Raw genomic sequence first — 11,613 nt, 5'->3', positions numbered from 1 at the left:
GAGCAAGATCCCTGCGGCGACGGAAAAGTAATCAGGATTTTTTGTTATAAACTTCAAAGGTGAAGTATTTCTTTTCCAGCGTCTTATAAGTGCCGTTTTTGTGTATTTCTGCCAGTGCATTATTGATCAGTGTCAGATGTGCCTGATCATCCTTACGCAGTCCGATGGCCGTGCCTTCACCCAAATAACGGGTGTCGTTTAATGGCTCCCCGGCGAAGGCATAACCTGTGCCTTCCGGGGGTTTCAGGAAGCCCGTTTCTGCGGCGGCGGCATTGGTCAGCGTCACGTCTATGCGACCTGATGCCAGATCCTGATTCACGAAATCCTGATTCTGATAGGAAACCACATCCACGCCTTTTTTCTGCCATTCGCCCTGGGCGTAGGCTTCCTGCGTAGTGCCCTGAGCAACACCCACCGTTTTTCCTTTCAGTGAATCGGCTGTGGGTTGCAGGCCGCTCCCTTTCTTCGCGATCAGCACACTTGGCACGTGGTAAAGCATGTCGGAGAAAGTGACCTGCGTTTTACGTTTTGGTGTCATGGACATTGCAGAAAGTACCGCATCAAACTTTTTAGCATTCAGCGCCGGGATAATGCCGTCATAGGCGGTTTCGACCCACTCACATTTCACTTTTGCCTGCTGACAAATGGCGTTACCTAAATCGATATCAAAACCGACCAGCTTGCCATCTGGCGCTTTTGATTCAAAAGGTGGAAATGACGGATCCACACCGAAACGCAATGTCGTCTCCGCATGTGCCAGCCCGCTGGTGGCATCAGCAAGGAGATTTTATTCACAATTGTTCTCCGGTGGTGCCCAATAAAAACAAACCCCCGCCCGGCTGCGGCGAGGGTAAAGGAATTATTCATATTTTGAATATGACGATTGCGATATCTAGGGTCAAGCGCCAATCTTATCGTCAAAATGGTCATTAGCGTGACATAGGGGGTATTGGTTTTTGGGCAGAGTAAGTGAGGGTTTTACCGGGTCTATAGCGGCAGATGGGCTGCGTTTATTCTTAAAAACAACAGGATAAATATTCCAATGTCTGAAGATATCAGGCAAAAAAATCGCCTTTACCCACAGGAGTAAAGGCGATTGAAGGTCTGCATTTGACTTAAGATGACATTGTCAAAGACCGTTCATGGAAGATTACTTGGCTTTATCGATGAAGACTTTTAATGAAGAGGCTTTGTTATCAAATGACACTGCGCTAAGGTCGGGAATCTTTTGACCTGATTTCACATCAACATAAGACCCTTGATAGTCACGCTCAGAATACAGGCGGACGGTATAACCCTCAGCAACCTCTATTTGGGAGATGACATTATCGTAAGTATCTCTATAATCGCCCCTTTTTTCGGCGCTGAGCCGTGGAATATCCCCGTAAATCTGTAAGAACCCGCCACGATCATAGCTTGCTTCACGAGCTTCTGCTTTAACGACCTGAACAGAGGAGACTGCTTTGTTCATTTCGCTGAGATACCTGGTCAGATCATATTGAGATGAAGATGGAAATAGGTTCGAAGTTCCTTTGAATTGACATTCTGTGAATAAACGCACCCCCAACGAACTTTCTGGTATCGTAAAGGACGACACTTGATCATTGGCGTCAGTACCGTTTTTCATCTTAACACCGTTTAAGCAATCGATGTCCCCAGTGACTTCCAGGCTATCGCCAGTATAACCAGCGTTCTGGAACAGGGTGACTTTAAGACCGGTCACAGGCTCTGGCTGCGGTTCTGGCTGCGGTTCTGGCTCAAAGCTGGTGACCACCATTTGGGCCACAACTGCCGGATTAGGTGACACACGCTGAATGACAATGGTTTCACCGATAGAAATGTCTTTTTCATCCGACTTAACGTGTGAAATAGCGCCATCTACAGTCTCGGTACTGTAATCACATTTGCCATTATCGCAGTTGAAAATATAGTTGCCTCTCTTGCTATCATTAACGATTTTAGCAACATAAGAAGAACCATCTGCGCTGTGGAGTTTTTCTTTATCAAAATCAACGAAAATATACGGCACGTTATTGATTTTCGACACACTCATCGACTTCACGCTGCCATCAGAGATCACCGGGTTATTACCGTCGAGCATATCCTGCGTGACCGTAATCTGACCAAGAACAGCCTGATTCGGGTACTCACGTTTGACCGAAATGACAGAACCTACTGCCAGGCGGCTTTCAACATCCCCTGTACGGAATGAAGCTTCTTTACCTAAACTTTTCTTGTTGCTGTAGTAATAGTGAGTGCCTTCTGTGCCGAAAAGATATTTCCCGTCAACATAGGCTGTATATGCCGTGCCACTCGTAATTTTGCTGGAATCGAGATTCATGTAAACACGTGTTTGACCATCATCCACGCTGACCAGAATAGCTTTCAGATCGGTCTTATCGATAACCGGATCTTCATCTGGTACTGGGACATCGGAATCATCCGGAAGCGGCGTGTTTTTCACTTCTTTAACGATATTACCCAGTTCGTGTTCCGGAGTATCGCCACTGATATCCCACAGGATCGCACCACCGAAGCCCTGATCGAGAATGTAATCTACTTTTTCATCAATGGACTGCGGATCGTCATAGGTCAGGAATTCTTGCTTGGTTTTGCTGTAGAGATACGGAACGTGTGACTCTGGGTCCCAATAGCGCGTGTATTCGCCACTGGCCAGTTTTTGCTTGAGCACATACCACGGGTTGGTACCTGTAAACTGATCCGCATCATCCCATGCACCTTTTACGGTTGCCGCGCCGGTGTTAAACATGCCCGGCAAACCCGGAATGAGTTCTGTACCCGGCACATGGCCCCAGCCACGACCATAATATGGGATTCCCATCATCAGCTTGGTTTTCGGCACATTCCAGGTTTCGACATAGGCCGTCATGGTGTCAGCCACGTTCAGATCTTTATCTTCATCATGGCTGTTTTCATACAGCGGTGCGTTATGACCGGTTAGCGGATCGAAGGCACCGTGGATGTCATACGCCATCACGTTCACGCTATCCAGCAATGGCGTGGTTACCGCCGGGTTGATGAACTGAATGTTGTTGTGATTAGTGGTGACCGCCGCAGAAAGTTGATAATACTTATCATCTTTCAGACCTTGCGCATCCAGTTTGGTACGCAGCGACTGGATTAGTTTAGTGAACTGGTTTTTCTCAGCTTCGGTATTCGGATATTCCCAGTCAATGTCGAGGCCGTCGAAATGCCATTGTGCCATGTAGCTGACCATGCTGTTGGCCAGTTTCTCAATACCTGCATCCGTGGCGGTTGCCGCTTCGAAGACACCTTCCTGGGAGTTATTCCAGCCACCGACAGAAATCATATGCGCCACGTTGGCCGCTTCAGTCCGTTTATCCAGGTCTTTAATCAGTCCTGGGGCTTTATCGGTGTCATGCATGGTCACCACACCGTTTTTCACCACCGCAAAACCGTAGTTCAGGTGGGTCAGACCAGAGTAGTCCACTTTATCAGGGGTAAAGAAGTTATGGGCTTCATACACGCCCCATTCCGGGAAGTAACCAATCACTTTACGCTGTGCAGCTACGTTGGCTTTTTCACGGTTCTGCAGATCGATAGCGTCCTGGCCGGTATACGGCGTGAACTGGAAGCTGATGTAAGGCTTGATGTTAATAGCATCACCGGATACCCATACTGGATCGGTTCCCGGGCTAATACCCTGGTCAACCCACCATTGTGCAGTCCAGTAGTATCCCAGGAAGCGAACGGTATCGCCGCCTTTATAGGTGCGGTTTGGATCGTAATCCTCAGAAATAATAGCCAGTTCCTGTTTTGGCGCGACTTGCGCTAAGACAGTACCTGGGAAGTTGTTTTGCGATGCGTTGGTATACGCAGTCCAGGTGTGACCACCATCTTTGGTGATCATCATTGAGTAATCGAGGCCGGAGAAGGTGTTAGTCTGATCGCTTGCCGTCACAGTGGCGGCAGACGAAATTATTGGGAATCCAATAGCAGAAAACAGGATTGCTTTAGTTAATTTATTTAAGCGCATAGGTGACTTCCTAATTTGTCTATAAACTCGTTTATTAACAAGGATACAAGAAATACGCGCCTTTATATCATTTGCATTATTTGCATAGTATTTAATTATATATTAAGAATGAGTAAATTAAACTTACCCTTAATCATGTGTATTTAAATAATAAAGGTACTCGCATCATTTAAATAAATGTTTTGGCTGCCAATTATAAATAAATGTGATTATTGGGGGGGCTGAACTCACGATCAGCCTCTCGCCATCCCACCAACTGACTCCCTCAAGACCTTGTTTTTGGAAACGTTGGGCCAAAGCGGGGAGGTTTTGGGTTCATCCGGTCATAAATTGTGGATCTGGAAAGACCCATTTTGAGCGCGACAGCGGGTAAGCGGAGAACCTTAACATTAGATGATGTCATGGCTTATTCTCCTGAATCATATTGGTTTGGATGCAGGAAGATTAGGGATGTGGTGGTTTTTAAAAATATTTTTGCTTTCTCATTTTTTTATTGAAAGCCGCAAGTACTTAATTTTTTATTTTAATGAAAATTAATTTCAAAGGAACTTACGGTTTTTTGATTAAAAGCTTCGACGATGTACGTGGGATCATACCAGATTGGGTACAAAATACGCCATGGGAATCAGTGAGGTCCATGTTGGACTATGAAAATACTGATATTCAGCTTTTATCAGAACAGCTCACTGATGAATTCACCCCGACGGACCTTTTTTCAGCGTGTAACTTTCATTCACTCCAGCTTGTCCAGTCATTGCCGGGTTTCCGTAAAAAATTGAATTCAATTTTTGTTTGTATACCTAAACGTATACCCAATCTTTAATTTTTAAGCTTGTTCCATGGCATTTTGGAAAGCAAAACTGCCATTCCGCACCAACCACTTACACCAGCAAAAAGCAGGCCTGCACCGACGAATCCCGACAATAGAAAGAAGCTTTCATCTATTGCGTATCCCATCAATACCCCTGCGAGGATAAGTATTCCAGCTACAATCTGAACTTGCCTCATGATTGGAAGAGGATATTTCTTGTCTTCAATCGTCGGAAGATTTGCATTTTTCCAGGCATTAATGCCGCCAGACAACAATAAAACTGTTGCCGGGTCTGCTGTTCTGACCAGCGCATCTTCATTTTGAGCTGTGCGTGAACCCGCCAAACAGTGAAAAATAACAGGATGATTTACAGGCAGGTCCTTGATTTTTTTCCCCAACAAAATATCGGATAGTGGAAAAGAGATAGCTCCAGGAACGTGCTCTCGAAGAAATTCAGCAGGCTCCCGAATGTCGATCAGAGTGCTGCCATTTTTCATGAGTTCATGTGCTTCTGCAGGACTTACAGTTCTTGTGCTCATTTTAAATCCTCAGGGCAGTAAATGTCCTTTAACGTTGCGATAACTTTTCTAATCGATTCATTTTTAATGAAATAATTTCTTCGTTGCTCATCTATGGAACATTCAATCAAATCCTCTTCCTTCATTCTCGCCAGGTGCTGCGATGTGGCTGAAGGACTTAATCCTGTCAGTTTACTTAGATTACCTGCTGAAGTTCCCGGTGAGTCAATGAGAGTACAAAGAATCAATAGTCGGTTAACGTTACTCATGGACTTGAGAAGCCTGGTCGCCTGAGCCGCACTATCTTGCAAAAATTCAAGGTCGGTATTTTTCATATTTTATTTTAGTCTTATCTAATTTAAGAAAAGTCTAAATCAAATGCAGGCATAGAGCAAAAAAATATTTATGAATAAAATGTTCAAACTGTCCATTACGTGTTTACTTTATTTTTCAAATGGTTAAATGGTGATGAGATTGCCCTGACTGGTCACTTACAATGAACCGTTGGCCAAAAAATGCAAAATTCCGGTTTGAACCGATTATTGAGGTGCTTCTCACGATGATTTTGGCTGCTCTGATTCTGATATAGGAGGCTGAGTGTTTAGTTTATTTCACTCTAATGGCTTACGTTGAATAAGGCATATTATTAGAAAGTCTTTATTGGTATCTAATGAAAGGAGTCAGATGATGGTATTTGAAGAAAAGAAGAAAAAGGCAATAGACCTGATGGAAAATAAAAAGATGTGGCGGAGCAATTATGCGCCCCCCATCTTACGCTTGTTTTGGAAAATGGGGAGTAAAATGCCACCGCCTCCGTTTGCCCCTTTCTGGCTTAATACGATGTTCTTCGCCGCCTGGTACAGCCCTATATGGGGCATTTTCATGTGGTTCACTATCTGGAAAAATCAAGGCTTCAGCGTATTGCATGCGGTATTCATCGCCCTCTTTGCCGGTTTGCTGTTTGGTTTATTCATGGCGTTATTCCACTATTGGCGCAAGCGGTCCAACAAGTTGCCTGACTGGAAGAGCCTCTAAGAAGGCAAAAATTTGAACATCAGAAAAAAGATTTATATAAAAACTGTTCACAGTGTTCACTTTTTGTTTTTTTGTTTAATTTCATTATGTTATGTGGTGATTGGTTTGCCCTGAACTGCCCATAACTCATCACTTCAAGTGACCAGTTACTACTTCTCAATGAAAAAAACCGGCCTGAGCCGGTTTCTTTTTAAGCATTCTTGATTTCGCACATTGGCAACCAGTCTGTCTCGCAGTCTTCACTTAAGATCAGATTGGTTTGCAGACCCGGATTGGTCTTTTTCTTCAAGAATTCAATCTCATACTCTTTCAACGTTTGCGGCACAGCCCGACCTTTCGGCTAGGGAAAACGTGCTGACGATTCCCGCTAATTGGAGGCATGATTTCCAGCAGCTCTAAAGCTTGTTCTGAGAGAGGGGCTATATGATCACGTTTTGCCTTCATACGTTCCGCTGGAATACACTACTGCTTGTTCTCGATATCGGTCTCTGACCAAGCTATTGCTGAGGCTTCTGCAGGGCGTATTGTAGGCATGTGCTGCTTCTTCGGGCGTTCGAAAGCATTACCTATACCTGAAGCTGGATTCGCCTCAATCAATCCCACATTCACCGCATAAATCATTATCTCATTGATGCGCTGAACTAACCTTCCGACAGCTTCTAACGCTCCACGTGCTTTGATTGGCTCTAACACCTGAATAAGTGTGCATGCTTTCAGCTCCTGAACAGGAATGTTCTCGATCTCGGACTTCTACAGACACAAAAAAGCCCGCAAACCTAGAAGGGATGCGGGCTTTCAGGACTTCTCCGGACTTATCTGGTAATAACCGGATCATTATTTGGTGGAGCTGGGGGGATTTGAACCCGCGTCCTAAATTCTCTAACTAACTAAATAAAAGAGGAGAATTTTATTTCTAATTTTACGCGTATCTTTCACGGCTCCTTTGCGGTCTTCTCAATGCCCAACTTCTGACGTTGCCTGAGTGCCATCCAGAATTCGTGTAAATTAATCAACTAAATTCAGTTGACATTGTGAACTAGGTTTTGGTAGTATGCTAACTGGCAACCAAATGGTTGTCTGTTCTTTGCAATGAGGTGACATATGTTAACGCCGTTCGGTAAGGCAATAAGGAAAATGCGAATTGATGAAGGCATGTCTTTAAAGAGCATGGCTGATTCTCTGGGCGTTTCTTCGTCATACCTGTCAGCGGTTGAAACTGGGAAACGAGCTGTGACAAAGCCGCTCTTAGATGGAATCAGTAATGGAATGAACATTTCTGAAACTCAAAAGGTGGAGCTAATTAGAGCAGCGAAAATCTCTCAGCAGTCTGTTGAACTCAATCTGGCAGGTCGTGGTGAGAAAGCGCGAGAAGTAGCTATTGCTTTTGCCCGAAGCTTTGAAGAGTTAAGTGATTCAGACATCCAAAAGCTTAAGCAACTTTTAAACAACGACAAGTAGGGGTTCACGTGAGCGGTCAAGATTATCGAGTTCCAATACAAAGCCGCAAAAATATTCGGGACCTTACTCGCTCCTTGCGTTCTATAGCGGGTATTCGGAGTATCCATTTTCCCATAATGAAATTTATGGAGATGGTATTACCATTGAGCATGCCGAATTTCGAGCTGCACATAGAAGAAGTGGGACGAATGCCTGGAACTCATGGAATCACTTATCCAGGTGAGCATCTTATTATACTCCGAGAAGATGTCTATGAAGGGGCAATAGCTGGTAATGGGCGGGACAGGATGACTGTAGCTCATGAATTAGGGCATTTACTCCTTCATAAAAACATTGCGTTTGCTCGCTCTCAACCTGAGCTTAAGATAAAGCCTTTTGAAAGTAGTGAGTGGCAAGCAAAGTGTTTCGCTGGGGAGTTAATGGTGCCGGCAACACATGCGGCCAGCTTGAAGATTATGAGTGCTTTGGAACTGTCCGAAGCTTGCGGGATCTCTGTTGAAGCAGCAGGTTACCAATTGAAAGAGTTAAACAAAATATAAAGCCTCTTGCTGGCGCCAACCAGACAAGAGGCTTATTTAGGTGACGAAACCAAGAGCGTCATCACCCTGAACTTCTCAATCGCATCCCGAAACTAACACCTTCGGAGAGATTGTTCAAGGCAAAAATCTCTCTGGTTAAGGAGGTGTTTAATGAGTGAGTCTCAAATCAGTAGTTTCGAAAGCGGCCCCTAAAGGGTTTCGGTGGATTTTTTGCCGATATCGGAAAGTGCGTGGGAAGTCAGGTAAAGTTCTTGATGCGCATGATTACGGTTATGAAGCGTGGGCGTTCTTGGTCCGCTGCTAATCTCTAAGCGCCCTCTGGGGCGCTTTCTATTTTCTATGTTAATTAAGTTTATTGAGGGAGTAAAAGGGAGTGATAATCGGGTTGTGTTGATCAATATCAAAAAGTAACAACTTGATTCATTCTAGATTGTTTTGTAGAAGTAATTCATAACAAAATAATTTAAATTTTGGATATCGAAATGACTATACAGCAAGAAGTTGAGAGAAGAGGTATAACTAGAGTCTTTCATTTTACTCATATTGATAACTTACCATTTATTTTGGATAATGGAATTCTTACGAGGGACTCCTTAACTGAACCTCCTGCTAAATTCAATGATGACGTCAGGCTTGATGGTCACTTAGACGCTACATGTCTATCGATTAGTTTCCCAAATTCTAAAATGTTTTACAAATGTCGTATGAATCGACCTGGAGACTGGGTGATATTATCCTTAGATCCACGAATTTTATGGGAAAAAAACTGCTCATTTTACAAATGCAATGCTGCTTCTGCGAGCGTAAGCTCTTTAGATCCTGCCACTCTCACAGGTCTAGAGGCTTTTAAAGATATGTTCTACGAGACCCCTGAGCCCAACACCCGAGAAAGCAATAATTTAAAACCCCGCCATACAACCGATGTTCAGGCTGAGGTGCTAGTCTTCAGTGATATTGATGTTTCCTACATAAATAGTGTTTTCTATACAAATAAAAAAAGTGCTGATGATCACTGCGACTTAGGACAAAACATAAAACATCAATATTATGCTACTATTACAGGCTCGGGTGCTACATTGTTTTCTCAAAGAGATTATTTTTTAAGGTAAATTATGGCTACTAGACCGGTGTTTATTCCTATTTTTGAAGGACCTGATTTTTCGGTCACAAAGGACATCGAGTTCCAGTGGTATCCAGGCATGTCAAAAACTCAAAAGCAAAAATCCGTTCGTTCACTTCACGAATCGGCGAAAAATGAAGGCTGTGGAAAGATATTAGAAATATCTAGTAAATCCGAAGACCCATTAGGAATAGCCTTAAGTGCTTTTAATTTGAAGATAGAAACAAAAAAATTGAAAAAAAATTTTACAGTCGAAACAGCTTTTCAGGCAAGTAAAGTTTTTGAGATGGGTGGTCCGTATGTTGATTTACTCGGTATGGATTCTTTAGCAGCAAAAAGAGATATGAGGCTTAAAGAGTCTGGGGCTTTAATTAATTTTAAATTTTATGACACGGTATGGGATTTGAAGCCAAGAACTGCTTTTTACGACTGGATATATATGAGCGCGCTAAGGCAAAATGAAATTCTTGCAAATCAACTTGTGTCTTTTGCTGGGTTCACAGATATAGAATTTAACCCTGAAAAATCAATAAACTGCCAAGCTAGATCCGCCGCTTTATATGTTAGCCTCAAGTTTAGAGAAGTCTTAGATGAGGCTCTGAGTTCGCAAGAGAATTTCTTGAAAGTTCTTTCTCATCATTATGGAATGTATAATCGTCCTGTGCAAAATACATTAATTTAACTTTCCCCCTATGCATATGCGAAAGGGGGAAACTGCTAAACTTTTTCATTTCCTTTGTGAGAAATCTGGGTATCATACTCCTTAAGATACCCACCATAATGTCTGAACAGCATTTCTGGCCCCTTATGCCCCATCTGTCCGGCCAGCCAAAACAGGTTTGCGTTCATGCTGATATGCATGGTCGCGAACGTGTGGCGGGTCTGATAGGGATTGCGGTACCGGACGCCAGCTTTCTTCAGCGCCGGTAACCAGGCTTTCTTCCTGATTGCATCGGCACCAGCCCAAGGTTCCCCCGTTTTCGGATCCAGAAAAACAAACTCGCTGTGCATAAAGGAAAATGGCTTTTGCTCTTTCAGAGCGCGCAGCGCTTCACCGTCCAGTTCCACTTTCCTTTTACCCGCCCGCGTTTTCGTTCCTTTCGTCACACCCTCAACACTGGCCGTCTGTATGTGTGCCGTTGCGCCTACAAAGTCGATGTAATCCCATCGTAGCGCGCACAGTTCTGAACTGCGAAGCCCTGATCTGAATGCAAAACGGAACAAGTTTTCTTCCTGTGGTGATCTTGCTGCAGAGAGTATGGCCGTCACTTCAGCTGGCTCGAATGGGTCAACAATGTATTCACTCTCGGCTGTTTCTGTATCGTTTTTATAACGCGATGCTGACACCAGAGAGACCGGGTTTGTAGCCAGGTAACCATCTGTGACAGCCTCGTCTATCGAAAGCCCGAGGAACGACAGCCGGTTCCGCGTAGTTTTTAGTGTTGTGGTCTGGTTCTTGATCCAGCTTTTCACTATCGCGGTGGTTATGTCAGAGACCTGCATTTTGTGCATGCCCTTTAGCGCGGACCGGCATTTTTTATAACCGGTGATAGTTGATGGAGCGAGCCCCCTTAATTCGCAAAGAGTTATATATTCGTCCATATAGTCTTTTACAGATTTAGAACTCTGGTTATTTCCAAAAAGTTTTAACCTCGTGGATTTCGGGAACTGATCTGCGTAATTAAAAATGCCACGCTCAATTTTATTGTAAATCTCTCCCAGAAGCCTTTCGGCATATTTAATATTTTTTGGGTTCACATCGATATTAGAAAGGGGCTCGCGGCATTTCACCCCTTTATATGTGAATGTGATATTGATGGTTTGGCCTGATTTGTGACTGCGTAATGTCACGCCTCTTGGCAGTTTTGCCGGTTCCCTCTCGCCCACTTTGTTACCTCCGCAAGATCAATCCAACGTTCTTTTACGCCGTCAACTTTTAACACCTGAACACCTTCCTTCCAGACGCCGCGCTGAATACGCTTGTTGATGGCTTCAATGGTTTCCCCGGTAGTGCTGCAATAGGCACTGACTGGGATACAGTCCAAACTGATCATGCGAACCCCCACACATTGTTATCCGGCTGCACACCGGTTTACTGACTGACCCGAAATCGG

Annotated in this window: 12 protein-coding genes and 1 pseudogene; 5 read left to right on the top strand and 8 right to left on the bottom strand. The window is 44.0% G+C overall.

What is annotated here, in order from left to right; all coding sequences use genetic code 11:
- Positions 1 to 31: 31 nt before the first annotated feature.
- The 5 genes from DXU84_RS18580 to DXU84_RS18560 all read right to left on the bottom strand — a co-directional run bounded on the left by DXU84_RS18580 (position 32) and on the right by DXU84_RS18560 (position 5,682).
- Positions 32 to 760 carry an ABC transporter substrate-binding protein gene (locus DXU84_RS18580; RefSeq protein WP_153376493.1) on the bottom strand — a complete coding sequence of 243 codons (729 nt, stop codon included), beginning with the start codon at positions 758 to 760 and terminating at the stop codon, positions 32 to 34.
- Positions 761 to 1,150: 390 nt separating this feature from the next.
- Positions 1,151 to 4,018 carry a glycosyl hydrolase family 18 protein gene (locus tag DXU84_RS18575; RefSeq protein WP_013576743.1) on the bottom strand — a complete coding sequence of 956 codons (2,868 nt, stop codon included), beginning with the start codon at positions 4,016 to 4,018 and terminating at the stop codon, positions 1,151 to 1,153.
- A 265-nt stretch (positions 4,019 to 4,283) separates the two neighbouring features.
- Positions 4,284 to 4,421: an AlpA family phage regulatory protein gene (locus DXU84_RS18570; protein ID WP_081481102.1), complete on the bottom strand. Its 138-nt coding sequence runs from the start codon at positions 4,419 to 4,421 to the stop codon at positions 4,284 to 4,286.
- Between the two features lie 416 nt (positions 4,422 to 4,837).
- Complete coding sequence (locus tag DXU84_RS18565; RefSeq protein ID WP_153376492.1) at positions 4,838 to 5,368, bottom strand: rhodanese family protein; 531 nt, start codon at positions 5,366 to 5,368, stop codon at positions 4,838 to 4,840.
- A complete protein-coding gene (locus DXU84_RS18560) occupies positions 5,365 to 5,682 on the bottom strand; it encodes a helix-turn-helix transcriptional regulator (RefSeq protein WP_015690325.1) in 318 nt (105 codons plus the stop codon). The genes DXU84_RS18565 and DXU84_RS18560 overlap by 4 nt, the downstream gene beginning before the upstream one ends.
- 352 nt (positions 5,683 to 6,034) lie before the next feature.
- Between DXU84_RS18560 and DXU84_RS18555 the strand changes: the two genes are divergently transcribed.
- Positions 6,035 to 6,382, top strand: a complete 348-nt coding sequence (locus DXU84_RS18555) for a DUF6404 family protein (protein WP_013576740.1) — start codon at positions 6,035 to 6,037, stop codon at positions 6,380 to 6,382.
- Between the two features lie 336 nt (positions 6,383 to 6,718).
- Here the strand turns inward: DXU84_RS18555 and DXU84_RS25195 are convergent.
- Positions 6,719 to 7,123 (bottom strand): annotated as a pseudogene (locus DXU84_RS25195) (integrase); the annotation flags it as partial.
- 360 nt (positions 7,124 to 7,483) lie between these two features.
- Between DXU84_RS25195 and DXU84_RS18545 the strand changes: the two are divergent.
- The 4 genes from DXU84_RS18545 (at position 7,484) to DXU84_RS18530 (ending at position 10,181) form a co-directional block, all read left to right on the top strand.
- Entirely contained in the window at positions 7,484 to 7,840 is a 357-nt protein-coding gene (locus tag DXU84_RS18545) for a helix-turn-helix domain-containing protein (RefSeq protein ID WP_153376491.1), read from the top strand.
- Between the two features lie 8 nt (positions 7,841 to 7,848).
- Positions 7,849 to 8,379 (top strand): ImmA/IrrE family metallo-endopeptidase, encoded by a 531-nt coding sequence (locus tag DXU84_RS18540; RefSeq protein ID WP_370461813.1) that lies wholly within the window; start codon positions 7,849 to 7,851, stop codon positions 8,377 to 8,379.
- A gap of 482 nt (positions 8,380 to 8,861) precedes the next feature.
- Positions 8,862 to 9,488: a DarT ssDNA thymidine ADP-ribosyltransferase family protein gene (locus DXU84_RS18535; protein WP_153376489.1), complete on the top strand. Its 627-nt coding sequence runs from the start codon at positions 8,862 to 8,864 to the stop codon at positions 9,486 to 9,488.
- Between the two features lie 3 nt (positions 9,489 to 9,491).
- On the top strand, positions 9,492 to 10,181 hold the full coding sequence (locus DXU84_RS18530; RefSeq protein ID WP_153376487.1) for a hypothetical protein: 690 nt from the start codon (positions 9,492 to 9,494) through the stop codon (positions 10,179 to 10,181).
- 35 nt (positions 10,182 to 10,216) lie between these two features.
- Here the strand turns inward: DXU84_RS18530 and DXU84_RS18525 are convergent, their stop codons facing one another.
- Both DXU84_RS18525 and DXU84_RS18520 read right to left on the bottom strand, forming a co-directional pair.
- Positions 10,217 to 11,386, bottom strand: a complete 1,170-nt coding sequence (locus tag DXU84_RS18525) for an Arm DNA-binding domain-containing protein (protein ID WP_370461812.1) — start codon at positions 11,384 to 11,386, stop codon at positions 10,217 to 10,219.
- Positions 11,347 to 11,553 (bottom strand): excisionase, encoded by a 207-nt coding sequence (locus DXU84_RS18520; RefSeq protein WP_153376485.1) that lies wholly within the window; start codon positions 11,551 to 11,553, stop codon positions 11,347 to 11,349. The genes DXU84_RS18525 and DXU84_RS18520 overlap by 40 nt, the downstream gene beginning before the upstream one ends.
- Between the last annotated feature and the right edge of the window lie 60 nt (positions 11,554 to 11,613).

This window comes from Rahnella sp. RcJ3, from assembly GCF_009498575.1.
Taxonomy (GTDB): Bacteria; Pseudomonadota; Gammaproteobacteria; order Enterobacterales; family Enterobacteriaceae; genus Rahnella; species Rahnella aceris.
Note: the sequence above shows the minus strand (reverse complement) of the source record. Positions and strands in the feature narration are given on the sequence as shown.

What these genes read in the sequence shown, in the direction of transcription:
- DXU84_RS18555 (WP_013576740.1), top strand. Translation starts at nt 6,035, where the DNA reads ATGGTATTTGAAGAAAAGAAGAAAAAGGCAATAGACCTGATGGAAAAT.
- DXU84_RS18545 (WP_153376491.1), top strand. Translation starts at nt 7,484, where the DNA reads ATGTTAACGCCGTTCGGTAAGGCAATAAGGAAAATGCGAATTGATGAA.
- DXU84_RS18560 (WP_015690325.1), bottom strand. Translation starts at nt 5,682, where the DNA reads ATGAAAAATACCGACCTTGAATTTTTGCAAGATAGTGCGGCTCAGGCG.
- DXU84_RS18575 (WP_013576743.1), bottom strand. Translation starts at nt 4,018, where the DNA reads ATGCGCTTAAATAAATTAACTAAAGCAATCCTGTTTTCTGCTATTGGA.
- DXU84_RS18520 (WP_153376485.1), bottom strand. Translation starts at nt 11,553, where the DNA reads ATGATCAGTTTGGACTGTATCCCAGTCAGTGCCTATTGCAGCACTACC.
- DXU84_RS18530 (WP_153376487.1), top strand. Translation starts at nt 9,492, where the DNA reads ATGGCTACTAGACCGGTGTTTATTCCTATTTTTGAAGGACCTGATTTT.
- DXU84_RS18570 (WP_081481102.1), bottom strand. Translation starts at nt 4,421, where the DNA reads ATGACATCATCTAATGTTAAGGTTCTCCGCTTACCCGCTGTCGCGCTC.
- DXU84_RS18565 (WP_153376492.1), bottom strand. Translation starts at nt 5,368, where the DNA reads ATGAGCACAAGAACTGTAAGTCCTGCAGAAGCACATGAACTCATGAAA.
- DXU84_RS18535 (WP_153376489.1), top strand. Translation starts at nt 8,862, where the DNA reads ATGACTATACAGCAAGAAGTTGAGAGAAGAGGTATAACTAGAGTCTTT.